This is a genomic window from Pseudomonas abieticivorans, assembly GCF_023509015.1.
Lineage (GTDB): Bacteria > Pseudomonadota > Gammaproteobacteria > Pseudomonadales > Pseudomonadaceae > Aquipseudomonas > Aquipseudomonas abieticivorans.
Genome location: NZ_CP094975.1, coordinates 4,231,773 through 4,254,256 on the forward strand (window position 1 = coordinate 4,231,773; position 22,484 = coordinate 4,254,256).

Below are 22,484 nucleotides of genomic sequence, written 5' to 3' on the forward strand. Positions count from 1 at the left end.
CTCTCCTCAAGGCGGCAGCGAAGCCCTTACAGACAGGGCTGCTTGGTTCGGGATGGTCAGCGGCGGACCAGGCTAAAAGCCCGCAGCATTCCCAAACCGCGCGGGATTCTATCAGCTTGCACGGCTAAGCGTTAGATCCGTGTCTTCAGTGTATAGAGCAATTCCATCGCCTGGCGAGGTGTCAGGCCATCCACATCGGTGCGCGACAGCTCTTCGAGCACCGGGTGCGGCAGGCTGGCGAACAAATCGCTTTGATGGGGGACAGGGGCCTTGCCCGGTGCTGGAACCGGCATTTCGTGCGGCAGGCTGGTGGTTTCCAGGCGGCTCAAGTGCTCTTTAGCGCGCTGGATGACCACGTCAGGCACACCGGCCAATTGCGCCACGGCCAGGCCATAGCTTTGGCTGGCAGGCCCCGGCAATACATGGTGCAGGAACACGATGCGTTCCTTGTGCTCGGTGGCGCTCAAGTGCACGTTGGCCACCAGCGGTTGGGCCTCGGGCAGTACGGTCAGCTCGAAGTAGTGCGTGGCAAACAGCGTGTAGGCGCGCAGTTGCGCCAGGCGCTCGGCCGCCGCCCATGCCAGGGAGAGGCCATCGAAGGTGCTAGTGCCGCGGCCTACTTCGTCCATCAGCACCAGGCTGCGGTCGGTGGCGTTGTGCAGGATGTTGGCGGTTTCACTCATTTCGACCATGAAGGTCGAACGCCCGCCGGCCAGGTCGTCGCTGGAGCCGATGCGGGTGAAGATCCGGTCCACCAGCGATAGCTCGCAGCTTTTTGCCGGCACGAAGCTGCCGATATGGGCCATCAGCACGATCAGCGCGGTCTGGCGCATGTAGGTGGATTTACCGCCCATGTTCGGGCCGGTGATCACCAGCATGCGGGTACTGTCGTCCAGCGCCAGGTCGTTGGCGACGAACGGGGTGGTCAGCACTTGCTCCACCACTGGGTGGCGGCCTTGATCGATGCGCATGCACGGCTCTTCGACGAACACCGGGCAGTTGAGGTCCAGGGTCAGCGCGCGCTCGGCCAGGTTGCTCAGCACGTCCAGCTCGGCCAGGGCCGCGGCGGTGTCCTGCAGCGGGGCCAGGTGGCTGATCAGGTCCTCGAGCAGGGCTTCGTAAAGCAGTTTCTCGCGGGCCAGGGCACGGCTTTTGGCCGACAGCGCCTTGTCTTCGAACTCCTTGAGTTCGGGGGTGATGAAGCGCTCGGCACCCTTGAGGGTCTGGCGCCGCTGATAGTCGACCGGGGCCTGCTCGGCCTGTCTGCTCGGCAGTTCGATGAAGTAGCCGTGCACGCGGTTGTAGCCGACCTTCAGGTGCGAAAGGCCGGTGCGGGCCTTCTCCCGAGCCTCCAGGTCGATCAGGAACTGGCCGGCGTTTTCGCTCAGCGACAGCAACTCGTCCAGCTCGCTGTCGTAGCCGGTCTTCAGCACGCCGCCGTCACGAATGACCGCGGGTGGGTTGTCGATGATGGCCTTGCTCAGCAGGTCAGCAAGTTCCGGGTAAGTACCGGCGATGGTCGCCAGCAGCGCCAGGTGCGGCGCCTCGAGCTCGGACATGGCCACTTGCAGTTCCGGCAACGCGCCCAGGGCGTCGCGCAGGCGTGCCAGGTCGCGCGGGCGGGCGTTGCGCAGGCCGATCCGCGCGAGGATGCGCTCGATGTCGCCGATTTCCTTGAGCTGCGGTTGCAGGCTTTCGAAGCGGTAGCCGTCGAGCAGGCAACTGATCGAGCCTTGGCGTGCCTGCAGCACTTTCAGATCGCGCAGCGGGCGATTCAGCCAGCGCGTCAGCAGGCGGCTACCCATGGCGGTCTGGCAGCGGTCGATGACCGATTGCAGGGTGTTGTCGCGCCCGCCGGCCAGGTTCACGTCCAGCTCCAGGTTGCGGCGGGTGGCGCCGTCCAGCACCACGGTGTCGTCCAGGCGCTCGTGTTTCAGGCTGCGCAAGTGCGGCAGGGCAGTGCGCTGGGTTTCTTTGGCGTAGCCCAGCAAGCAACCTGCGGCGCCGATGGCCAGGGTCAGCTTCTCGCAGCCAAAGCCCTTGAGGTCCTGGGTGGAGAACTGCTGGCACAGGCTTTTGTGCGCGGTGTCGCGCTCGAAGTCCCACGGCGCACGGCGCCGCGCGCCGCGGCGTTTTTCCGCCGGCAAGCCTTGCGGCCAATCATCGGGGATCAGCAGCTCCACCGGGTTGATGCGCTCAAGCTCGGCCAGCAGGTTTTCCCAGCCTTTGATTTCCAGCACGCTGAAGTTGCCGCTGGTGATGTCCAGCACAGCCAGGCCGAACAGGCGTTCGTCACCCAGCACGGCAGCGATCAGGTTGTCGCGGCGCTCGTCCAGCAGCGCTTCGTCACTGACGGTGCCGGGGGTAATGATGCGCACCACCTGGCGTTCCACCGGCCCCTTGCTGGTGGCCGGGTCGCCGATCTGCTCGCAGATCACCACCGACTCGCCCAGCTTGACCAGCTTGGCCAGGTAACCCTCGGCGGCGTGGTAAGGGATGCCGCACATGGGGATCGACTGCCCCGCCGACTGCCCGCGCGCGGTCAGGGTGATGTCCAGCAACTTGGCGGCTTTCTTCGCGTCTTCGTAGAAGATTTCGTAGAAATCGCCCATGCGGTAGAACATCAGCTGGTCGGGGTGCTGATTTTTCAGGCGCCAGTATTGCTGCATCATCGGGGTGTGGCTGGAGAGATCACTCATGTAAAAACTTGGCTCGCGGTGTCGGTGTGACAATAGGCAAGCGGCTAATACTACAGGGATTTTCCAGCCGTTGCCGTAGGCGCGCCGCAGATAGGCTGCAGGCCACGGGCCGCCTGGTGTAGGGTATCGGGCAAATCCGCCTGCGCACTGGAGCCATCATGGATCAGCTCACCGAATTATCCGCCCGCCTGGGCCAGCATCTGCGTGCCCTGGGGGCCCAGGTCACCACGGCCGAATCCTGCACCGGCGGTGGTATCGGCGAGGCGATCACCCGGGTGCCGGGCAGCTCCGCCTGGTTCGAGGCGGGTTACATCACCTATTCCAACACCCAGAAGACTGCGCAACTGGGCGTGCCAAGCGAGTTGTTCACCCAGGTAGGCGCGGTCAGCCGCGAGGTGGTCGAGGCCATGGTGCGGGGTGCCTGCCAGCGCAGCGGCGCGCGTTTTGGCGTGGCGGTCAGTGGCGTGGCCGGGCCCGATGGTGGCTCGCCCGAGAAGCCGGTGGGCACCGTTTGGTTGGCGTGGGCCGATGGCGATACCGTCGTGAGTGAGCGCCGCCAGTTCCCCGGTGACCGCGACGAAGTCCGCCGACAAACGGTGAAGGCCGCGCTAGAGGGGCTGATACATCCCGTGGCATGAGAAATAGCAACACGGGGGTAGGCGTGCAGCGATCCCTGTGGAATAATACTGGCTACTTATACAGTTATCCGGCCAATCGGCCTTATTGATTTTTAGAGAGGACTTTAATGGACGACAACAAGAAGAAAGCCTTGGCTGCGGCCCTAGGTCAGATCGAACGTCAATTCGGCAAGGGTGCCGTGATGCGTATGGGCGATCATGACCGTCAGGCGATCCCGGCCATCTCCACCGGCTCCCTGGGTCTGGACATCGCGCTGGGCATCGGCGGTCTGCCAAAAGGCCGTATCGTCGAGATCTATGGCCCGGAGTCGTCGGGTAAAACCACCCTGACCCTGTCGGTCATTGCCCAGGCACAACGCGCCGGTGCCACCTGCGCCTTCGTCGACGCCGAGCACGCCCTGGACCCCGAGTACGCCGGCAAGCTGGGCGTGAACGTCGATGACCTGCTGGTTTCCCAGCCGGACACCGGTGAGCAGGCGCTGGAAATCACCGACATGCTGGTGCGTTCCAACGCCGTTGACGTGATCATCGTCGACTCCGTGGCCGCCCTGGTGCCAAAAGCTGAAATCGAAGGTGAGATGGGCGACATGCACGTCGGCCTGCAAGCGCGCCTGATGTCCCAGGCCCTGCGTAAAATCACCGGTAACATCAAGAACGCCAACTGCCTGGTGATCTTCATCAACCAGATCCGCATGAAGATCGGCGTGATGTTTGGCAGCCCGGAAACCACCACCGGTGGTAACGCGCTGAAGTTCTACGCATCGGTGCGCCTGGACATCCGTCGTACTGGCGCGGTGAAGGAAGGCGACGAAGTGGTCGGTAGCGAGACCCGCGTCAAGGTGGTCAAGAACAAGGTGGCCCCACCATTCCGTCAGGCTGAATTCCAGATCCTGTACGGCAAGGGTATCTACCTGAACGGCGAGATCATCGATCTGGGCGTGCAGCAGGGCCTGCTGGAAAAATCCGGCGCCTGGTACAGCTACCAAGGCAGCAAGATCGGCCAGGGCAAGGCCAACTCGGCCAAGTTCCTGCAAGACAACCCCGAAATCGCCGCTACCCTCGAGAAGCAGATCCGCGACAAGCTGCTGACCGGTGGCCCTGAAGCCGCCAAGGCCGCTGCTGCTGCCGCAGCCGTTGCGCAAGTCGAGCCTGAAGACGACCTGGCCGACGCCGACGCCAACTTCTAAGCTGGCCGTTCATGCCTGTCGTACTGGATACACCCGTCGCTGTGCGACGGTCTGCAATGGACCTGCTCGCGCGACGCGAGCACGGTCGGGTCGAGCTGACGCGCAAGTTGCGTCAGCGCGGCGCCTCGCCCGAAATGATCGACGAAGCACTTGACCGGCTGACGGAAGAGGGCCTGTTGTCCGAATCCCGTTATCTGGAAAGCTTCATCAACTACCGTGCCCGCTCGGGCTATGGGCCTGCGCGTATTCGTGAAGAGCTGAACCAGCGTGGCTTGCAGCGCAGCGACGTTGAGCAGGCTTTGCGCGAATCGGGTTTTGACTGGCGAGAGAAACTGATCGAGGTGTGGCAGCGCAAATTCGCCGGTGAGTTGCCCAGGGAGCCGCGCGAGCGCGCCCAGCAGACGCGCTTTCTGGTGTATCGGGGGTACTCGATGGACATGGTCGGCCGCTTGCTCAGCGGCCGTGACATGTATGATTGAGACCGCGCTTCAGGTGACCTTGAGCGGCTCGCGGTTGCGCTGGCTCTTGACCGCCTGAGCGGGCTTGGCCCAGTTTTCCGGTAGGTTGATGTAGTCGATCAGTTCGCGCAAGCGGCCCTGGTCGCGGGCCGTGAAGGTAAAGGCCAGCCGCACCAGGTGGCTGAACCGCGCCTCGTCGTGCTCTTCACCGGCATAGGCATGTTGATGGAAGTCCCCGCTCAGGCGCAGGTCGGCGAAGGCGGACTGGGCATGTTCCAGTGCCGTTTCGCTGAGGCCGTGCTGCATGCGGATCACGAACTGGTTCTTCAGCCAGCGGCTGGAGTGGAAGTTGCTATAGAACTGGTTGATCTCCTGGACCGCTTCCTCGGCGGTGTCTACCAGGCGCATCAGTTTCAGGTCGGCGGGCAAAATGTAGTGGTTGGCCTCCAGTTGCTTGCCGATAAATGCCAGCCAATCCTTCCAGAAGCTACCGCCTGGCGCGTCGATCAGCACCACCGGTACCAACGGGCTCTTGCCCGTCTGGATCAAAGTCAGCACTTCCAGCGCCTCGTCCAACGTACCAAAGCCACCCGGGCATAGCACCAGGGCGTCGGCTTCCTTGACGAAGAACAGTTTGCGGGTGAAGAAAAAGTGAAAGGGCAGCAATTTGTCGGTGCCATCCACGGTGGCGTTGGCGTGTTGCTCGAAAGGCAGGGTGATGTTGAAGCCCAGGCTGTGTTCCAGGCCAGCACCTTCGTGGGCCGCGGCCATGATGCCGCCACCGGCACCGGTGATGACCATCAGGTCAGAGCTTGCCAGGGCGGCGCCAAGTTCCCGAGCCAGTGCGTACAAAGGGTGCTCGGCCGGTGTGCGGGCGGAACCGAACACGGTGACCTTGCGCCGGCCCTTGAATTGCTCGAGCACGCGGAACGCGTGGTCGAGTTCACGCAAGGCTTGCAGGGTAATCTTGGCGTTCCAGCGGTTACTGTCGTCCTGGGCCATGCGCAGCACGGTCAATATCATGTCGCGGTACAGCGCCAGGTTGGGGCTGTCGGGGGCTACCAGGTTGAGTTGTTCTTCGACCCTGGCAAGGTCCACGCCACCGTTCTTGAAGTGGCTGGACAGGAAGTCATTCGGTTCGTAAGGCATTCAGCTTCTCCTTTTGCATGTGAACCTTTGGCAGTGCAGCGGGGGGGCTCCTCCAGGTGACCCGATCGTCGATTAAAAGACAGTCTTCTAAATCTAGACCCTGCCGGCTGTTTATGCTGACTTGATGATGTGCTCATAAGCCCCTGAACGGCAATCGCTTTCGGGCCTGAAACGTTACCAAAAGACCGTTGGTCAGCGCGGATCCAATAAGTTCGATCCTCTGATTTACTTGATATCAGAGGGCCATGGTTTCGGCGCTCGGCACGGAGGCGGTGATGCAACGATTGAGTCTGGAGCTCGACACGCAGTTATACGGATTACTCAAGCGGGCGGCGCAGGCCAATAACCTGTCCGTGGAGGAGGAGTGCATGCGCCGCCTGGAGGGCGCGGAGCGCCGATCCAGTTACATGCAGGCTTTGCTCGCCGAGTTGCGCGCTGACGATGAGCAGCAGCGCGCCAGTTCTCGGCGTAACTGATTACTTCTTCTTGGCGGCTTTGCCATCGAGCAGCTTGCAGTGCGCTTCGGTGTAGCGCTGAGTGGTCACGGCCAGGTTGGTCTTGTTCTCGGTGAACTCGTAACGCATGGCGGCACCTTTGGCCATCAGGTCACGGTAGCCTTTGTTGCTGCACACGCTGCGGCCCAGTTGTACGCGCATCGCCTCAGGGTTGGCGCGCATTTTTTCCGCTTCGCCCTGCATCACGCTCAGGTGATCGACCAGTTCGTTGCCTTCGACGGTGTAACCCTGGTCCAGGATGTTCTCGTTGATCTCCCGTGGGGTACCGACGTTGCTCTGCTCCGCGACCTGTTTCAGCAATTTGCCCAGTTCGAACTCTTGCAGGGAGGCCGCGTTGGCTGCCAGTGGCAGTACCAGAGCGAGGGTGAGGGACGGGACGATAAAGCGCAGCATGAAACTCTCCTGATTCAGTGACTGGCTGTTGGACCAGTGACCTGCCTGTGCGTTCATAAAAGCACGGCATTATAGGGGAGGGCCGGGGCTAAATGCATCGGCCAGTGCCTGTGCTCTGATAAACTGCCGCGTTTTCAGGCCGCCCGAGCCGTGGGCGGCCTAGCCTGGACCTGTGAATCGTGATGCCCCATGCCGTCTCCCGCCTGCGCGCCCAGCGCCTGGCCGCCTGCACCAAGCCGTTCGTTGCGCGAGGGTCGCGGGCACCGCGTTGCCCCGGGTGCCGGGTGATTTTCAGCTATTGCCTGTGCGCTTGGCGCCCGCGCGTCGAGGCGCAGTCGGGTATGTGCCTGGTGATGTACGACGTGGAACCGCTCAAGCCCACCAACACCGGCTGGTTGATTGCCGATGTGATCGAGCAGACCAGCGCCTTCGGCTGGTCGCGCAAGGCGGTGGATGAACAACTGCTGGCGCTGCTCGACGATCCGCAATGGCAGCCCTACATCGTCTTCCCCGGCGAGTTCGTGGCGCCCGAGCGGGTGGTGAGCCAAGTGCAGCCTGCGCCCGGCAAGCGCCCGCTGTTCATCCTGCTGGATGCGACCTGGACCGAGGCGCGCAAGATGTTTCGCAAGAGCCCGTACCTGGAGCGCTTCCCGGTGCTCAGCCTGCAGGCCGAGCAGATGTCGCGCTACAAGTTGCGCCGCTCCAAGCGCGATGATCACTTTTGCACCGCAGAAGTGGCGGCGCTGTGCCTGGAGCTGGCCGGTGACGAGCGTGCCGCCGAGGCGCTGGATGCCTACCTGGACGTGTTCACCAGCCATTACCTGGGGGCCAAGTTCCAGTTAGCGATGGATGAGGGCGATGAGGTGCACGAGCGCCTCAAGGCGTTCCTGTGACCGGCTGCTTGCGCGGCCACAACTGCGCCACCAACATGCCCACCAGCATCAAGCCGCAGCCGATGTAGCCGCGCAGGTGCAATGACTCATTGAGCAACCATGCCCCGGCAATCGCGGCGAACACGGCTTCCAGCGAGAAGATGATCGCCGCATGGGAGGCGATGGCGTCTTTCTGGGCGATCACTTGCAAGGTGTAGCCGATACCGACGGCCACCACGCCGCCATATACGATGGCCGGCATGGCCAGCATGATCGCCTGTATATCGAAGTGCTCAAAGCCAAGCGCCAGGATCAGGCTGACCAGCGAACAGGTCACGAACTGCAGGAACGCCAGGCGAATCACGTCGTGGCGGCTGGCGAAAATACCGACGATCACCACATGCCCGCCCCACACGAACGCCCCGGCCAGTTGCAACCAATCGCCGGCCGCCACCTGGAAGTTGTCGCCCACGCTCAACAGGGCCATGCCGACCACGGCCAACACCGCGCCCAGCCAGATGCCCATGCCGATGCGCTGCCCCAGCACCAGGCCAAGCAACGGCACTACAATCACATACAGGCCGGTGATGAAGCCCGAATTGGTGACGCTGGTAAACAGCAGGCCGACCTGTTGCAGGTTGATGCCGCCTGCCAGCACCAGGCCCATCAGCCCGCCGCCCAGCCACAGGCCTTTAGTCAGGAAGGGTTCGCGGGGTGCCTGGTCGCTGCCTTTGCGCAGCACCAGCGGCAACAGGCACAACGACCCTAACGCGAACCGCAAGCCGGAGTAGAGGAAAGGGCCGATGTGGTCCATGCCGGCGGTCTGGGCGACGAAACCCGACCCCCAGATGATCGCGGTTAGCAGCATCAACAGGTCGGCGCGTAAGGCTTGGCGACGCATGGGGGCTCTCTTGTTTGTCGGAAAAGGCGCGCCACGATGTAGTCTTCAGCGCAAGGCCGCGAACTGTGCCGTAAACCGTTCAACTTGACCACCCCGACAAGGGTCGGCATGCTTGGCGCCGATTTGTGCACTGGCGCCATGTAAAGTCCCGTTTAGCCCGGGCTTTGGCGTTAAAATGTGCGCAACCTTGGCAGGCGCCGCCTCTTTGCATGCCTGCACAGAACAGGATCATTAGATCGATGGCCACATACGACATCCTGATTGCCGACGACCACCCCCTTTTTCGCGGCGCCTTGCGCCAAGCTGTCACCTTGGGCCTTGGCCCGGACACCCGCCTGGTCGAAGTGGCCAGCATTGCCGAACTTGAAGTTCAGCTCAACGCCAAGGCCGACTGGGACTTGGTGCTACTGGACCTGAACATGCCCGGTGCCTACGGGTTTTCCGGTCTGGTGCTGTTGCGCGGGCAATATCCGCAAATCCCCGTGGTGATGGTATCGGCCCAGGAAGAGGCCAGCGTGATGGTGCGCTCGCGCGAATTTGGCGCCAGCGGCTTCATTCCCAAATCCAGCACCCTGGAGGTTATCCAGGAAGCGGTGCGTAATGTGCTCGAGGGTGAGGTGTGGTGGCCACCACAAGCGTTCGAACAGGTCAGCGTCTCGCCAGAGGCCAAAGCGGCCAGCGAAGGCCTGGCCAGCCTGACACCGCAGCAATTTCGCGTGCTCACCATGGTCTGCGAAGGCCTGTTGAACAAGCAGATCGCTTATGAATTGAGTGTGTCGGAGGCCACCATCAAGGCCCACGTCACGGCGATTTTCCGCAAGCTGAATGTCCGTACCCGCACCCAGGCGGCCTTGCTTCTGCAACAACTTGAGTCAATTTCGGCGTCTTGAGGCCTCTGGCCTTCACGCTTTTTTGACGATAGCTGCATTAGCTTCCTCGTTTATTTGCCCGGCAGTCGACTCACCATGTCCCCATACAAAGGCCAGACCGGCCTCAAACGTATTTTCAACGCCACCGGTTATTCGTTCGCCGGCTTGCAGGCTGCCTTCGTTGGCGAAGCGGCGTTTCGCCAACTGGTACTGCTTAACGTGGTGTTGGTGCCCGTGGCGTTCATGCTGCACGTGAGCCGTGCCGAGCGCGCCATCCTGATCGCGGTGTGCTTGCTGGCCTTGATCGTCGAATTGTTCAACTCGGCAGTGGAGGCGGCCATCGACCGCATCTCCCTGGACCGCCACCCACTGTCCAAGAATGCCAAGGACATGGGCAGCGCCGCACAGTTCGTGGCCCTGGCCATGATTGCGCTGGTGTGGGCGATCATCCTGCTTTAGGGAATGCTGGGCAGCACGATTTCATCGCTGCGCTGAACGCCGGCGGTGAATGAGCGGCACAGCTCGAGAAACTCGCGCATGGCCGAGGTCTGGTACTTCTGCTTGTGCCAGATAAAGAAGAATTGCCGGGCCAGGTCCAGGTCCGGTGTTTCCACGGCCACCAGGCTGCCCCGGCGAAAGGCGTCACGCAGCGCCAGGCGCGAGATGCAGCCAATCCCCAACCCCGATTCCACCGCGCGCTTGATCGCTTCGGTGTGTTCCAGTTCCAGGCGAATGTTCAGCGTGGAGCGGTGGTGGCGCATGGCCTGGTCAAACGTCAGGCGGGTGCCGGAGCCTTGTTCACGCAAAATCCAGGCTTCCCGGGTCAATTCCTCCATGCTGGCGCTGCCGCGCTGTGCCAGCGGGTGCTGCGGCGCACAGAACACCACCAGTTCATCTTCCACCCAAGGTTGCACTTCAATGTCCGGGTGGCTGCAATCGCCTTCGATCAGCCCCAGGTCAATTTCGTAATGGGCCACCTGTTGCACAATGTGCACGGTGTTCTGCACGTGCAATTTGACCTGGCTCTCCGGGTGCTGCTGCATGAAGCTGCCGATCAGTAACGTGGCCAGGTAATTGCCGATGGTCAGGGTAGCGCCCACCGCCAGCGAGCCAAAGCCGGATTTGCCGTTGAGCAAATCTTCGATCTCTTTGGCCTGGTCGAGCAGGGCCACCGCCTGGGGCAGCAGTTGATGGCCCAAAGCGTTGAGGCTCAGGCGCTTGCCGGCGCGGTCGAACAGCTGGCAGCTGCACTGGCGCTCAAGTTCGGTAATGGAGGTGCTGGCCGCCGATTGGGACAGCGACAGCAGGTGGGCGGCCTTGGAGACGCTTTCCTGTTGCGCGACGGCGACGAAGACCTGAAGTTGACGCAGAGTAAATCGCATATCGATATAACCGATAACCTATATCTTAATAATTCAATTCACAGATATTGTCGCTGCCACTAAACTAATATGCAATCGCGCTCATGGTCAGCGCAGGCGTTTTCGATAGGAGCCACCGTACATGAGCAACATGAACCACGAACGTGTCCTCAGTGTCCATCACTGGAACGACACACTGTTCAGCTTCAAGTGCACCCGCGACCCGGGCCTGCGCTTCGAGAACGGTCAGTTCGTGATGATCGGCCTGCAACAGCCCAACGGCCGCCCGCTTATGCGCGCCTACTCGATCGCCAGCCCGAACTGGGAAGAGCATCTGGAGTTCTTCAGCATCAAGGTGCCAGACGGCCCGCTGACCTCGCAGTTGCAACACCTGAAGGAAGGCGATGAGATCATCATCAGCAAGAAGCCTACCGGCACCCTGGTGCTGGACGACCTCAAGCCCGGCAAGCACCTGTACCTGCTGAGCACCGGCACCGGCCTTGCGCCGTTCATGAGCGTGATCCAGGACCCGGAAACCTACGAGCGTTTCGAAAAGGTCATCCTGTGCCATGGCGTGCGCTACGTGAACGAAGTCGCCTACCGCGAGTTCATCACCGAGCACCTGCCACAGAACGAGTTTTTCGGCGAATCGCTGCGTGACAAGCTGATCTACTACCCAACCGTGACCCGCGAGCCATTCGAGAACGAAGGCCGCCTGACCGATCTGATGCGCAGCGGCAAGCTGTTCAGCGACATCGGCCTGCCGCCGATCAACCCGCAGGACGACCGCGCCATGCTGTGCGGCAGCCCGAGCATGTTGGACGAAACCAGCGAAGTGCTGAACAGCTTCGGCCTGACCGTTTCGCCGCGCATGCGCGAGCCGGGTGATTACCTGATCGAGCGAGCGTTCGTCGAGAAGTAGGCCCGCGCCACACAAAAAGCCGCCTGCCCGTTTACCGGCCAGGCGGTTTTTTTGTGCGCGTTGTATCAGGCGGGCATGAGCATGATGACCTGCAGTACACAGATCAAACCGGGCTTGGGGTAATGCCAACGTACATCCACATCCCAGAACTTGGCCCCGTATTCACGTTCAGGTGCAGGCTTTTGGTACGCCGGGCGCGGGTCTTGGGCCAGGCACTGCTCGATCAGTGCCACCAAGGGCTCTGCAAGGCGCGTGGCGTGCTCGTGGGCTTGAACAAGTGCACTATCCGACCATTGCACCTCAATCAGCACCGGCGCGCCGCTGGCCATGTCGTTGCGTGCATCCAAAACGCTGTCGGCGTAGGGTACGTACGGCTTGATGTCCAGGATTGGCGTGCCGTCCAGCAGGTCGATGCCTGACAGGTGCAAGCGTGCGGCCTCGACCTTGTCCAGGCGCACCACCGACTGCCCGATGCCATTGGGCCGGTGGGTGGCGCGGGTGGCGAACACGCCCATGGAAGTGTTGCCGCCCAAGCGCGGCGGGCGCACCTTGAGCCGCGGCTTGTCCTCCAGGGCCTGGTGGAACAGGAACAGCAGCCACACGTGGCTGACCTGCTCCAAACCCTGCACCGCGTCCCCTTGATCGAACGGCGCCACCAGTTCCAGCACGCCGCGGGCAGCGGGCGCCAGTTGCGGTTGGCGAGGGATGGCGAATTTTTCCTTGAAGCAGGAACGGACGAAGCCGATGGGCGAGACGCTATGGGTCATGGTCTAGTGGTTACGGCAGCCAGCGTTGGTGTAAGGCCCGGCAATGCGCTTCCAGCCTGTGCCCGGATAGGTTTGCGTGCACACGTAGGTGCCGACCTGGGTCAGGCTTTGCCATTTGTACCAGGCGGCGGGGCCGGCACTGGCCAGTAATGGGAAGGCGAGGGCGCTTGAGAGCAGCAGAGCTTTGAGCATGGGAGAGCCCGGTAGATGGGCGGCGGTCTCTTCGCGGATAAATCCGCACCCACAGCAAACCTGTAGGAGCGGTTTATCCGCGAACCAGCCGCCAGCGTATTCAATGACCTAGCCGCGAATACGCAGTGTCAAACCCTTGAGGAAGTTGCGCAACAACTGATCGCCGCACGGGCGGTAGTTATTGTGACCAAATTTGCGGAACAGCGCGCTCAACTCAGGTTTGGACACCGGGAACTCGGCGGCCTTGAGGATCGCGTGCATGTCGTCTTCCTTCAGTTCAAAGGCCACGCGCAGCTTTTTCAGGATGATGTTGTTGGTGATCGGCAGTTCGATCGGCAGCGGCGGGCGGGTCTCGTCCTTGCCACGCTTGAAGATCACCAGGCCATCGAGGAAGTGCGCCATGACTTCGTCGGGGCAGTGCACGAAGCCTTCTTCCTCTTCCTTGGTCAGGTACGCGACCACGTCGGCCTTGGCGATCTCCAAGCCCGACAGCTTGATGATGTCGGCGACCTTGGCGTCGCTGATGTCGAGCATGTAGCGCACGCTGCGCATTACGTCATTGTGAATCATGGTGTACATCCTGATCGGGGCGCGCCGCGTGTGCGGCGCGCAAAAAGAGGGGGGTTAGAACTTTTCCTTGGTCGCCAGGTAGCGCCATTCGCCCGCCGGGACCTTGCCCAGGGACACGCCGCCGATGCGGATGCGGCGCATGCTGACGATGGTCAGGCCGACACAGGCGCACAGTTGCGCGATCAGGCCGGGGGCGGGGTTTTTCATAACCAGGCGCAGGCGGGTTTCATTCTGCCAGCTGGCTTTGACCGCAGGCAGCACCTTGCCCTTGAACGTGGCGCCATGGTTCAGGCGGTTAAGGCCGTGCTCGGACATCTGCCCGCTGACCTCGACCACGTACTCCTGCTCGATCTTCGCCGCGTCCGCGGTCAGCTTGCGCACGATTTTCCAGTCCTGGGTAAACACCTGCAGGCCACTGCCACCGGCTTGCAACTCGCCGGCACAGCTCAGGCGCAGGAAGTGCCCCTTGAGCGGGCGCTTGCTGAAACGGTGCTCCTCGGACAGGCTCTCGGCGCCGATGCTGGCCAGGGCCTGCTCGACGCTCTGGCCGGGCAGTTGGTGCAGCAGGATGGTCACCGGCTCCGGCTGTTCGGCCTTGGCGTCGGGGTCCAGCGCGACTTTTTGGCTGTCGACCTTGAACTGCGGCTCGTCGACGACCACGCCGTCCACTGTCACCCAGCCCCCTTCGATAAAGAGCTCGGCCTCGCGGCGCGAGCACCCGACCAGTTCAATGAGGCGTTTGGAGAGGCGAATGGGTTCAGACATGACAGGGGCCGTAACAAGGGAAGGGCAATAGTGTAACCGCCCGGCGCCGGTTAAGCCCGCGCAGATTGCCGCAGCGCCAGGCGCAGGTGCAGCAGTGGATAGGGTTGGTCCATGCCGTCGCGCTCGGAACGCCCCACTACCTCGAAACCTTGCTTGAGGTAGAAGCCCACCGCCTGGGTGTTTTGCTCGTTGACGTCGAGCTGGCTGGCGTTCAAGTGTTCGGTGGCATAGCCCAGCAGCCGTTTGCCGATACCCTCGCCGCGATAGTTGGGGTGAATGAACAGCATTTCGACCTTGCCGCCGGACACCCCGGCGAAGCCGTTGATGCGCCCGCGCGAGTCCTTGCAGCAGATCAGCATCACGGCGTCCAGATACTGCTCCAGCACCAGCTTGCCCAGCAGAGTGATGTAGCTGTCGGGCAAAAACGTATGGGTGGCCCGCACCGACGCTTCCCAAACCTGGGTCAGCTCGGGGTAGTCCTTGGCTCGCGGCGTCCAGACTGGGTGGTGCATGTCAGTGTTCTCCTTGTCCCTGAAGCTCAAACGATAGCAGTCAAGCGTGACTGTGGGAGCGGATTTATCCGCGAAGAGAACGCCGCGGGCTATCAGGGAGACCGCAGCGCGGCTTTCGCAGATGCTCCTACAGTCAAAAAATGCAGCGCAAAAAAAACGCCATCATCAGATGGCGCGGTTTTTTCGGCGGTGGGCTTTAGATCTTCTCGGCCCACAGGTCGTATTCGTCGGCGTCGGTCACCCGGCACATGATCTTCTCGCCCGGTTGCAAGGTACCGTCGTTTTCGATGAACACGCTGCCGTCGATCTCCGGCGCGTCGAAGAAGCAGCGGCCCACGGCGCCTTGCTCGTCGACTTCATCGATCAGCACTTCGATTTCCTTGCCGATCTTCATCTGCAGGCGTGCGGCGCTGATGGCTTGCTGGTGGGCCATGAAACGGTCCCAACGGTCCTGCTTGACGTCGTCCGGTACAACGGCGGCGTCCAGCAGGTTGGCCGGGGCGCCTTCCACCGGCGAGTACTGGAAGCAACCAACGCGGTCCAACTGGGCTTCGGTCAGCCAGTTCAGCAGGTACTGGAAGTCTTCTTCGGTTTCGCCAGGGAAGCCGACGATGAAGGTGGAGCGGATGATCAGGTCCGGGCACTGTTCGCGCCAGTTCTTGATGCGCGCCAAGGTCTTGTCTTCGAACGCGGGGCGCTTCATCAGCTTCAGGATGCGCGGGCTGGCGTGCTGGAACGGAATGTCCAGGTACGGCAGGATCTTGCCGGCGGCCATCAACGGGATGATGTCGTCGACGTTCGGGTACGGGTACACGTAGTGCAGGCGCACCCACACGCCCAGGCTGCTCAGCGCTTCGCACAGTTCCAGCATGCGGGTCTTGACCGGCTTGCCGTTCCAGAAGTCGGTCTTGTACTTGACGTCCACGCCGTAGGCACTGGTGTCCTGGGAAATCACCAGGATCTCTTTCACGCCGGCTTTTACCAGGCGCTCGGCCTCGCTCAGCACGTCGCCCACCGGGCGGCTGACCAGCTTGCCGCGCATCGAGGGGATGATGCAGAAGCTGCAGCTGTGGTTGCAGCCTTCGGAAATCTTCAGGTAAGCGTAGTGGCGCGGGGTCAGCTTGATGCCTTGTGGCGGCACCAGGTCGATCAGCGGGTTGTGATCCTGGCGCGGCGGCACCACGTCGTGCACCGCGTTCACCACCTGCTCGTATTGCTGCGGGCCGGTAACGGACAGCACGCTGGGGTGCACCTTGCGGATGGCGTTTTCTTCGACGCCCATGCAACCGGTGACGATCACCTTGCCGTTTTCCTTGATGGCTTCGCCGATCACTTCCAGGGACTCGGCCTTGGCGGTGTCGATGAAACCACAGGTGTTCACCACCACCACGTCGGCGTCCTGGTACGTGGCCACGACTTCGTAGCCTTCCATGCGCAACTGGGTCAGGATGCGTTCAGAGTCGACCAGGGCCTTAGGGCAACCCAGGGAGACAAAACCAACCTTTGGAGCGGCCGGTGCAGGAGTGGTGGACATGGCTAACCTCGGTGTAGATGGGAACACGCCTGCCGTCGAGCAGGCTGCCCTGATGGACGCTTTTCGCGTCTCTGATCAAAAAGTGCGCAATTCTAGCGACGGCAATCGCACTTGACCAGCTTTATGCAGGGAAATACGACGAGTGCTGCGCTATGCTTCGCCGCGTTAAGCCTCGCAGCATTTTGTAACACCCAAGTCTAAAGGTTTCAGGAGTGGTTGATGGTTCAGGCAAGTAGTCAGGCAGGCGCCGGTCATTCAGCGGTCAAACCGATCGGAATGCTCGTGGCAGCCGTCGGGGTCGTCTACGGCGATATCGGCACCAGCCCGTTGTATACCCTCAAGGAGGTGTTTACTGGCGGTTATGGTATCCAAGTCAACCATGATGGGGTGTTGGGCATTCTCTCGCTGATCTTCTGGTCGCTCATCTGGGTGGTCTCGATCAAGTACATGCTGTTCGTGCTGCGCGCCGATAACCAGGGCGAGGGCGGCATCATGGCCCTGACGGCGCTGGCTCGCCGGGCGGCGGCGCCGTACCCGCGCTTGAGCGCCGCCCTGGTGGTGTGCGGGCTGATCGGTGCTGCGCTGTTTTATGGCGACAGCATGATCACGCCGGCGGTCTCGGTGCTGTCGGCCATCGAGGGCCTGGAACTGGCGTTCGACGGCATCAGCCACTGGGTCGTGCCGCTGGCGCTGATCGTGTTGGTGGGCCTGTTTTTGATCCAGCGCCACGGCACGGCCAGTATCGGCAAGCTGTTTGGCCCGGTGATGGTGCTCTGGTTCGTGGTGCTGGGGGTGCTGGGCGCCTACGGGATTTCCCAGCAGCCGGAAGTGATCAACGCACTGAACCCGATGTGGGGCGTGCGCTTCTTCGTCAGCCACGTGGGCATTGCCATTGCCGTGCTCGGCGCCGTGGTACTGGCGTTGACCGGTGCCGAGGCGCTGTACGCCGACATGGGTCACTTCGGCCGCAAGCCCATTGCCCGCGCCTGGTTCATCCTGGTGCTGCCGGCCTTGGTGCTGAACTACTTCGGCCAGGGCGCATTGATCCTTGCCGACCCGGAAGCGGCCCGCAACCCGTTCTACCTGCTGGCGCCGAACTGGGCGTTGCTGCCGTTGATCGGCTTGTCCACCGTGGCCACGGTGATTGCCTCTCAGGCGGTAATTTCGGGGGCGTTCTCGCTGACCCAACAGGCGATCCAGTTGGGCTACATCCCACGCATGCACATCCAGCACACCTCCAGTGATGAGCAAGGCCAGATCTACATCGGCGCCGTGAACTGGACCTTGATGTGTGGCGTCATCCTGCTGGTGCTGGGCTTCGAGTCTTCCGGTGCCCTGGCCTCGGCCTACGGCGTGGCCGTGACCGGCACCATGCTGATGACCACCTTCCTGGTGGCCGCTGTGATGCTGCTGTCGTGGAAGTGGCCGCCGATCTTCGCGGTGCCGGTAATGACCATCTGCCTGCTGGTGGACGGCCTGTTCTTCGCCGCCAACGTGCCCAAGATCATCCAGGGTGGCGCCTTCCCGGTGCTGGCCGGTACCGTGCTGTTCATCCTGATGACCACTTGGAAGCGCGGTAAACAGCTGTTGGTCGACCGCCTGGATGAAGGCGGCCTGCCGCTGCCGATCTTCATCAGCAGCATCCGCGTGCAACCCCCGCACCGCGTGCAGGGTACCGCGGTGTTCCTCACGGCCCGCCCAGACGCCGTGCCCCATGCGTTGTTGCACAACCTGCTGCATAACCAGGTGCTGCATGAGCAGGTGGTATTGCTGACCGTGGTCAACGAAGACGACCCACGGGTGCCCAAAGAGCGGCGCTTTGAGGTCGAGTCCTACGGCGAAGGCTTCTTCCGGGTGATTTTGCACTACGGCTTCATGGATGAACCGGACGTACCGGGCGCGCTCAAGTTGTGCCACCTGGACGACCTGGATTTCAGCCCGATGCGCACCACCTACTTCCTCAGCCGCGAAACGGTGATCCCGTCCAAGCTGGTGGGCATGGCGCGTTGGCGCGAGGCGTTGTTCGCGTTCATGTTGAAGAATGCCAACGGCAATTTGCGCTTCTTCAAGCTGCCGGTTAACCGGGTGATCGAGTTGGGTACGCAGGTGGAGATGTAAGGGCCTGGTCTTTGAGCTAAAAAACGCCGCCGTGTATTCGATACACCGCGGCGTTTTTTTTTCGCGGATGAATCCGCGAAGCAAGCACCTCGGTCTACCTCACATGCCAAGCCGCTTCACGCAGCCTCCAAGCCATGCACACAAGGTTGGCAACACCAACCAGAGGCCATGGCCTGTAAGGTCGTGTTATCGATCAGGCGTGTTTGTTTTTATATCTGTGCAATAAATGAGTGTGTTTTTAATTTTTCCTGAGAGATTTAGTTGAAAGTATTTTATTTATTTCGAACTGGTATTTTTGTCAGTTGACAATGGTTGTGCTGGTTTCATACTAAAGGTGTCAGGCACTTTGTTTTTTCTTGTGGTGCTCTCTTCGCATGGTGGTGTTTCATTACGTGGGGGGAGGAGTGCTTGCTTGTCGGGTGTGCTGATAAACTTTTCACACGAGAACGTTGGTTCAATAATAAAGGTGGCTGTCATGGTGATGAATACAAGTCGTGGAATATACGATAGTAAAACATTTAAGTGGGAAGCTGATCCTTCGCTAAGTTCCGCCTTTGGGCTCGTGCTCTCAAATGCGAACGATGCAACGGGATTTGTCAAAGTAGTATTTACTATGCCGGATAAGTCGTATGAGGAGGACGGCCATTATCACTTTGAAAATAGTGTAGGGCCAGGCTGTTCTGCGAGTTTTTTTGTACGAGACGATGACGTTCGTGATGTGTCCGTGATAATTAATACTGATACGAATTTTTCAATTCTTGAGGCTGTGTTGACCGTTAATGAAAAGGGTAGTGGATTGGCCATTTACCGAGGGCGATGGTATTGAAAAAAAGCTCGTATTGATGTGAGTGCGTTGAGGCTTTCCTGATATCACCTATTAAAAGATGTTGCGCCGCACCTGCAAGGTGCGGTGTATTTTTCTGTGGCTCAAATTAAAGTTTGTCTAAAGCACTTGGTTACGGGGCTTCGCACCAGCCTAGGCATCATTTTATTTCTGTGGTAGCAGATTTATTCGCGGATCAGCCACCGCGCTCTATCTCATTGACCGCGACCTGAAACCCACCGTAGGCATTTTCCTGGTCGGACGCAGTGCCGCTCTATATTGCTGCCACCCGCCCCTTAAGCCAGGCACACAAGTCTGACAACACCAACCCCACAGGCCATGGAATGTGGGAGCAGGCAAGCCTGCTCCCAAATGGGTTGCAACGCGCCATGGTCTGTCAGGTCGAGTTGTCAGCCTTGTGTGCTCGACTCTGGATAAGGGGCAATGAGTCTTTGTACCGGCCTTCAGTAGCCGCCACAAGGTGCGCTACGATGCGCCCATGAACCTCGACACTCGCATCAAATTCCGCCACCTGCTGTGCTTTCTCGAAATTGCCCGCCAAGGCAGCTTCGCCAAGGCTGCCGATGCCGTTTCAATCAGCCAGCCGGCTATTTCCAAAACCCTGAAGGAGCTGGAAGACCTGCTTGAAACGCGCCTGTTCGAGCGCGGCAAGAGTGGCGTGGAGCTGACCCCGGCCGGTATACGCTTCATGCGCTATGCCGGGCCGTGCGTGCAGGCATTGCGCGACGGTGTGAGCACCCTGCGCACCGAGGAGCATGAGCCACCGCAGGTGAAGATCGGCATCCTCTCTACTGTAGAGAGCCTGTTGATGCCCGAGGTGATCGGCCTGTTGCACCAGCGCCACGCGGCGTTGGTGGTGAGCGTGGCCACCGGGCCCAGCGCCTTCCTGTTGTCGCAGTTGCACGTGGGCGAGCTGGACCTGGTGATCGGGCGCATGACCGACAGCCCGCAAATCCAGGGCTTGCTGTTCGAGCATCTGTACAGCGAGTCGATGACCCTGGTAGTGCGCCCTGATCACCCGTTGCTGATGCTGCAACCCACCGACCGGGCGCAGATCAGTGGCTACCCCTTGGTGGTGCCGAGCGCCGGCACCACCATCCGCAAGCACGCCGACAGCCTATTCGTACAGTGTGCGATCGTACCGTCGGCGCAGCGGGTAGAGACCCTGTCGCCCACCTTGAGCCGGCGCTACGTGCTCAGCAGTGACGCCATCTGGGTGGCGCCGCGTGATGCCGTGCTGCTGGAAATCAGCCGTGGCGAACTGGCCGAACTGGACCTGGGTGTGCGCGAGCCGGGCGGTTCGGTGGGTATTTGCAGCAATGCGGCGATGGCCTTGCCGTTGCCGGCGCAATGGATGTGCGAGGTATTGCGCGAAGTTGCGCTACGCTATCGGCAAGTCAGTCATCCCTGACGTCAACGGGCAGCTTGTGGGATTGGTCTGTCAGTTTTTTCCTAGATGTTTGTAAGGTATTTGTCAGGATGATGGCATTTTTGCTCCCGGCGGGAAGAAACCTATAGCTGACGTGAACTTATCTACATTTTCCAGCTCCTATGCCGGTAGCCACTGGTCGTGGCCGCCTGATAAGCTCGCGGCTTTACTCGATTGCCCATTTGGCGCATGAACAAGGAAATAGCATGAAACAGCATCGGTTGGCGGCGGCGGTTGCCTTGGTCACTCTGGTCCTCGCGGGTTGCGACGCGCAGACCAGCGTAGAGCTGAAAACCCCGGCGCAAAAAGCTTCCTACGGTATCGGCCTGAACATGGGCAAGAGCCTGGCACAGGAAGGCATGGACGACCTGGACTCCAAGGCTGTAGCACAAGGCATCGAAGATGCCGTTGGCAAAAAGCCTCAGAAGCTCAAGGACGACGAATTGGTCGAGGCCTTCGCCGCGCTGCAAAAGCGTGCTGAAGAGCGCATGACCAAAATGAATGCCGAAGCTGAAACGGCTGGCAAGAAGTTCCTTGAGGAAAACGGCAAGAAGGAAGGCGTGGTCACCACCGCTTCCGGCCTGCAGTACCAGATCGTCAAGAAAGCCGATGGCCCACAGCCTAAGCCGACTGACGTGGTCACCGTTCATTACGAAGGCAAGCTGATCGACGGCAAGGTCTTCGACAGCTCCATCGAGCGCGGTAGCCCGATTGACCTGCCAGTGAGCGGTGTGATCCCAGGTTGGGTCGAAGGCCTGCAACTGATGCACGTGGGCGAGAAGGTCAAGCTGTTCATCCCGGCTGACCTGGCATACGGCGCGCAAAGCCCAAGCCCGACCATCCCGGCGAACTCGGTACTGGTCTTTGACCTGGAACTGTTGGCCATCAAGGACCCGGCAAAAGCTGACGCCGAGCCTGCGGCCCCGGCAGCCGACGACGACAAGGCTGCGGCCAAGTAAGTCGACGCCCTGCTGCACCCGAACGCCCCGTCTCGACGGGGCGTTTTCATTGGTGCATTCGATGAAACAATTTTCATCGAACTGGCAGCGCACAGGGCAGTCATACCTGCACATGGGCTGATCTAGCCGCAAACGCTTGCCCGGTCAACGATATTTTGCGTTTTTTAATGTGTGTAAAAAACGCCCGATCTAAGCCAACCCCTTGTAAAACGGGGCTTTCAGGCTGCGCAAGCAGCTCTGTTCACAAGGTTATCCACAATATCTGTGGATAACCTTGCCTGCCTGTCCTCTCGGAGACCCTATGAAAGCACCTTGGAGTTACGTCCGCTTCCTGCCACTGGCCGAACGCCTGTTGGCACGCGGCCGATTGCCCGCGCTGATTTTTGCCGTGGCCCGCAAGGGCAGGGGCGAGGGCAGCCGCCTGGGCAAGCTCAAAGACGATGTGAAACTGCTGCAGGCGCTCTGCGTGGCCTATTGGCGCGGTGAGTACCGGGCCATTAGCCCGCGGGCGCTGCTGTCCATCGTGGCGGGCTTGATGTACTTTGTTAGCCCCATCGACGCCATTCCTGACTGGATACCGGGCATCGGCATGCTCGACGACATCGCGGTGCTGGCGTGGGTGATGAGCACTCTGGAATCGGAACTGAACGCCTTCCGCGCCTGGCGCAGTGCCCTGGCCCCGGAAAAGCTGCGGGTGGTGGAACGCCTGCCGGCCAGCCCCAAGGCCTTGACGCTGGAACATCACAAGGACTGAAAGCGTCAATTGTATGAGCATTGAAATACTCCGCGCCCGCAAACCCCTGCGACTGTTACTATATTTGGCATAAGGA

Annotated in this window: 24 protein-coding genes; 13 read left to right on the forward strand and 11 right to left on the reverse strand. The window is 61.0% G+C overall.

Translation table 11 applies throughout. The features are described 5' to 3' along the window. Positions 1–131: 131 nt before the first annotated feature. The gene (mutS, locus tag L9B60_RS19435) at positions 132–2,699 is read right to left on the reverse strand and encodes a DNA mismatch repair protein MutS (protein WP_249672360.1); all 2,568 of its coding nucleotides are present in this window, start codon (positions 2,697–2,699) and stop codon (positions 132–134) included. A gap of 158 nt (positions 2,700–2,857) precedes the next feature. Here mutS and L9B60_RS19440 point away from each other — a divergent pair, with 158 nt between their 5' ends. The 3 genes from L9B60_RS19440 (at position 2,858) to recX (ending at position 5,003) form a co-directional block, all read left to right on the forward strand. Beyond that, positions 2,858–3,337 (forward strand): CinA family protein, encoded by a 480-nt coding sequence (locus L9B60_RS19440; RefSeq protein ID WP_249672361.1) that lies wholly within the window; start codon positions 2,858–2,860, stop codon positions 3,335–3,337. Between the two features lie 107 nt (positions 3,338–3,444). Further along, positions 3,445–4,524, forward strand: a complete 1,080-nt coding sequence (gene recA / locus L9B60_RS19445) for a recombinase RecA (protein ID WP_249672362.1) — start codon at positions 3,445–3,447, stop codon at positions 4,522–4,524. An 11-nt stretch (positions 4,525–4,535) separates the two neighbouring features. Next, on the forward strand, positions 4,536–5,003 hold the full coding sequence (recX, locus tag L9B60_RS19450) for a recombination regulator RecX (RefSeq protein ID WP_249672363.1): 468 nt from the start codon (positions 4,536–4,538) through the stop codon (positions 5,001–5,003). A 9-nt stretch (positions 5,004–5,012) separates the two neighbouring features. On the opposite strand, the gene L9B60_RS19455 is transcribed toward recX, so the two are convergent. Then, positions 5,013–6,131 (reverse strand): LOG family protein, encoded by a 1,119-nt coding sequence (locus tag L9B60_RS19455; RefSeq protein ID WP_249672364.1) that lies wholly within the window; start codon positions 6,129–6,131, stop codon positions 5,013–5,015. A gap of 275 nt (positions 6,132–6,406) precedes the next feature. On the opposite strand from L9B60_RS19455, the gene L9B60_RS19460 reads away from it, so the two are divergent. Then, positions 6,407–6,607: a hypothetical protein gene (locus L9B60_RS19460; protein WP_249672365.1), complete on the forward strand. Its 201-nt coding sequence runs from the start codon at positions 6,407–6,409 to the stop codon at positions 6,605–6,607. Here the strand turns inward: L9B60_RS19460 and L9B60_RS19465 are convergent, their stop codons facing one another. Next, positions 6,608–7,039 (reverse strand): PA3611 family quorum-sensing-regulated virulence factor, encoded by a 432-nt coding sequence (locus L9B60_RS19465; protein ID WP_249672366.1) that lies wholly within the window; start codon positions 7,037–7,039, stop codon positions 6,608–6,610. A 182-nt stretch (positions 7,040–7,221) separates the two neighbouring features. On the opposite strand from L9B60_RS19465, the gene L9B60_RS19470 reads away from it, so the two are divergent. Next, on the forward strand, positions 7,222–7,932 hold the full coding sequence (locus L9B60_RS19470; protein ID WP_249672367.1) for a tRNA-uridine aminocarboxypropyltransferase: 711 nt from the start codon (positions 7,222–7,224) through the stop codon (positions 7,930–7,932). On the opposite strand, the gene L9B60_RS19475 is transcribed toward L9B60_RS19470, so the two are convergent. Then, positions 7,916–8,812, reverse strand: a complete 897-nt coding sequence (locus L9B60_RS19475) for a DMT family transporter (protein WP_249672368.1) — start codon at positions 8,810–8,812, stop codon at positions 7,916–7,918. The two genes, L9B60_RS19470 and L9B60_RS19475, sit on opposite strands and share 17 nt — an antisense overlap. A gap of 239 nt (positions 8,813–9,051) precedes the next feature. Here L9B60_RS19475 and erdR point away from each other — a divergent pair, with 239 nt between their 5' ends. Further along, on the forward strand, positions 9,052–9,702 hold the full coding sequence (gene erdR, locus L9B60_RS19480; RefSeq protein WP_249672369.1) for a response regulator transcription factor ErdR: 651 nt from the start codon (positions 9,052–9,054) through the stop codon (positions 9,700–9,702). Between the two features lie 75 nt (positions 9,703–9,777). Beyond that, entirely contained in the window at positions 9,778–10,140 is a 363-nt protein-coding gene (locus tag L9B60_RS19485; RefSeq protein ID WP_249672370.1) for a diacylglycerol kinase, read from the forward strand. Here the strand turns inward: L9B60_RS19485 and L9B60_RS19490 are convergent. Then, positions 10,137–11,063 (reverse strand): LysR family transcriptional regulator, encoded by a 927-nt coding sequence (locus L9B60_RS19490; RefSeq protein ID WP_249672371.1) that lies wholly within the window; start codon positions 11,061–11,063, stop codon positions 10,137–10,139. The genes L9B60_RS19485 and L9B60_RS19490 overlap by 4 nt on opposite strands. 121 nt (positions 11,064–11,184) lie before the next feature. Here L9B60_RS19490 and fpr point away from each other — a divergent pair, with 121 nt between their 5' ends. Beyond that, complete coding sequence (gene fpr, locus L9B60_RS19495) at positions 11,185–11,964, forward strand: ferredoxin-NADP reductase (RefSeq protein ID WP_005616041.1); 780 nt, start codon at positions 11,185–11,187, stop codon at positions 11,962–11,964. 65 nt (positions 11,965–12,029) lie between these two features. Here the strand turns inward: fpr and tsaA are convergent, their stop codons facing one another. From tsaA to rimO, 6 genes are all read right to left on the reverse strand, one after another. Continuing rightward, positions 12,030–12,731, reverse strand: a complete 702-nt coding sequence (gene tsaA, locus L9B60_RS19500; protein ID WP_249672372.1) for a tRNA (N6-threonylcarbamoyladenosine(37)-N6)-methyltransferase TrmO — start codon at positions 12,729–12,731, stop codon at positions 12,030–12,032. Between the two features lie 3 nt (positions 12,732–12,734). Next, positions 12,735–12,923, reverse strand: a complete 189-nt coding sequence (locus L9B60_RS19505; RefSeq protein WP_249672373.1) for a hypothetical protein — start codon at positions 12,921–12,923, stop codon at positions 12,735–12,737. 108 nt (positions 12,924–13,031) lie between these two features. Further along, positions 13,032–13,493, reverse strand: a complete 462-nt coding sequence (locus L9B60_RS19510) for a YehS family protein (RefSeq protein WP_249672374.1) — start codon at positions 13,491–13,493, stop codon at positions 13,032–13,034. Between the two features lie 54 nt (positions 13,494–13,547). Next, positions 13,548–14,258, reverse strand: a complete 711-nt coding sequence (locus tag L9B60_RS19515; RefSeq protein ID WP_249672375.1) for an rRNA pseudouridine synthase — start codon at positions 14,256–14,258, stop codon at positions 13,548–13,550. 50 nt (positions 14,259–14,308) lie between these two features. Then, complete coding sequence (locus tag L9B60_RS19520) at positions 14,309–14,770, reverse strand: GNAT family N-acetyltransferase (RefSeq protein WP_249672376.1); 462 nt, start codon at positions 14,768–14,770, stop codon at positions 14,309–14,311. A 196-nt stretch (positions 14,771–14,966) separates the two neighbouring features. Then, entirely contained in the window at positions 14,967–16,304 is a 1,338-nt protein-coding gene (gene rimO, locus L9B60_RS19525; RefSeq protein ID WP_249672377.1) for a 30S ribosomal protein S12 methylthiotransferase RimO, read from the reverse strand. A 219-nt stretch (positions 16,305–16,523) separates the two neighbouring features. Between rimO and L9B60_RS19530 the strand changes: the two genes are divergently transcribed. The 5 genes from L9B60_RS19530 to L9B60_RS19550 all read left to right on the forward strand — a co-directional run bounded on the left by L9B60_RS19530 (position 16,524) and on the right by L9B60_RS19550 (position 22,408). Then, entirely contained in the window at positions 16,524–18,422 is a 1,899-nt protein-coding gene (locus tag L9B60_RS19530) for a potassium transporter Kup (protein ID WP_249672378.1), read from the forward strand. A 412-nt stretch (positions 18,423–18,834) separates the two neighbouring features. Beyond that, the gene (locus tag L9B60_RS19535) at positions 18,835–19,248 is read left to right on the forward strand and encodes a hypothetical protein (protein ID WP_249672379.1); all 414 of its coding nucleotides are present in this window, start codon (positions 18,835–18,837) and stop codon (positions 19,246–19,248) included. A gap of 496 nt (positions 19,249–19,744) precedes the next feature. Further along, positions 19,745–20,677, forward strand: a complete 933-nt coding sequence (gene pcaQ, locus L9B60_RS19540) for a pca operon transcription factor PcaQ (protein WP_249672380.1) — start codon at positions 19,745–19,747, stop codon at positions 20,675–20,677. 224 nt (positions 20,678–20,901) lie between these two features. Beyond that, positions 20,902–21,654 (forward strand): BamJ family beta-barrel-assembly machinery protein, encoded by a 753-nt coding sequence (gene bamJ, locus L9B60_RS19545; protein WP_249672381.1) that lies wholly within the window; start codon positions 20,902–20,904, stop codon positions 21,652–21,654. Positions 21,655–21,955: 301 nt separating this feature from the next. Next, positions 21,956–22,408 (forward strand): YkvA family protein, encoded by a 453-nt coding sequence (locus tag L9B60_RS19550; RefSeq protein WP_249672382.1) that lies wholly within the window; start codon positions 21,956–21,958, stop codon positions 22,406–22,408. The last annotated feature ends 76 nt before the right edge of the window (positions 22,409–22,484 follow it).

Bases quoted from the DNA above. Each gene is read 5' to 3' on its own strand.
- mutS (WP_249672360.1), bottom strand. From the start codon at position 2,699: ATGAGTGATCTCTCCAGCCACACCCCGATGATGCAGCAATACTGGCGC.
- L9B60_RS19440 (WP_249672361.1), top strand. From the start codon at position 2,858: ATGGATCAGCTCACCGAATTATCCGCCCGCCTGGGCCAGCATCTGCGT.
- recA (WP_249672362.1), top strand. From the start codon at position 3,445: ATGGACGACAACAAGAAGAAAGCCTTGGCTGCGGCCCTAGGTCAGATC.
- recX (WP_249672363.1), top strand. From the start codon at position 4,536: ATGCCTGTCGTACTGGATACACCCGTCGCTGTGCGACGGTCTGCAATG.
- L9B60_RS19455 (WP_249672364.1), bottom strand. From the start codon at position 6,131: ATGCCTTACGAACCGAATGACTTCCTGTCCAGCCACTTCAAGAACGGT.
- L9B60_RS19460 (WP_249672365.1), top strand. From the start codon at position 6,407: ATGCAACGATTGAGTCTGGAGCTCGACACGCAGTTATACGGATTACTC.
- L9B60_RS19465 (WP_249672366.1), bottom strand. From the start codon at position 7,039: ATGCTGCGCTTTATCGTCCCGTCCCTCACCCTCGCTCTGGTACTGCCA.
- L9B60_RS19470 (WP_249672367.1), top strand. From the start codon at position 7,222: ATGCCCCATGCCGTCTCCCGCCTGCGCGCCCAGCGCCTGGCCGCCTGC.
- L9B60_RS19475 (WP_249672368.1), bottom strand. From the start codon at position 8,812: ATGCGTCGCCAAGCCTTACGCGCCGACCTGTTGATGCTGCTAACCGCG.
- erdR (WP_249672369.1), top strand. From the start codon at position 9,052: ATGGCCACATACGACATCCTGATTGCCGACGACCACCCCCTTTTTCGC.
- L9B60_RS19485 (WP_249672370.1), top strand. From the start codon at position 9,778: ATGTCCCCATACAAAGGCCAGACCGGCCTCAAACGTATTTTCAACGCC.
- L9B60_RS19490 (WP_249672371.1), bottom strand. From the start codon at position 11,063: ATGCGATTTACTCTGCGTCAACTTCAGGTCTTCGTCGCCGTCGCGCAA.
- fpr (WP_005616041.1), top strand. From the start codon at position 11,185: ATGAGCAACATGAACCACGAACGTGTCCTCAGTGTCCATCACTGGAAC.
- tsaA (WP_249672372.1), bottom strand. From the start codon at position 12,731: ATGACCCATAGCGTCTCGCCCATCGGCTTCGTCCGTTCCTGCTTCAAG.
- L9B60_RS19505 (WP_249672373.1), bottom strand. From the start codon at position 12,923: ATGCTCAAAGCTCTGCTGCTCTCAAGCGCCCTCGCCTTCCCATTACTG.
- L9B60_RS19510 (WP_249672374.1), bottom strand. From the start codon at position 13,493: ATGATTCACAATGACGTAATGCGCAGCGTGCGCTACATGCTCGACATC.
- L9B60_RS19515 (WP_249672375.1), bottom strand. From the start codon at position 14,258: ATGTCTGAACCCATTCGCCTCTCCAAACGCCTCATTGAACTGGTCGGG.
- L9B60_RS19520 (WP_249672376.1), bottom strand. From the start codon at position 14,770: ATGCACCACCCAGTCTGGACGCCGCGAGCCAAGGACTACCCCGAGCTG.
- rimO (WP_249672377.1), bottom strand. From the start codon at position 16,304: ATGTCCACCACTCCTGCACCGGCCGCTCCAAAGGTTGGTTTTGTCTCC.
- L9B60_RS19530 (WP_249672378.1), top strand. From the start codon at position 16,524: ATGGTTCAGGCAAGTAGTCAGGCAGGCGCCGGTCATTCAGCGGTCAAA.
- pcaQ (WP_249672380.1), top strand. From the start codon at position 19,745: ATGAACCTCGACACTCGCATCAAATTCCGCCACCTGCTGTGCTTTCTC.
- bamJ (WP_249672381.1), top strand. From the start codon at position 20,902: ATGAAACAGCATCGGTTGGCGGCGGCGGTTGCCTTGGTCACTCTGGTC.
- L9B60_RS19550 (WP_249672382.1), top strand. From the start codon at position 21,956: ATGAAAGCACCTTGGAGTTACGTCCGCTTCCTGCCACTGGCCGAACGC.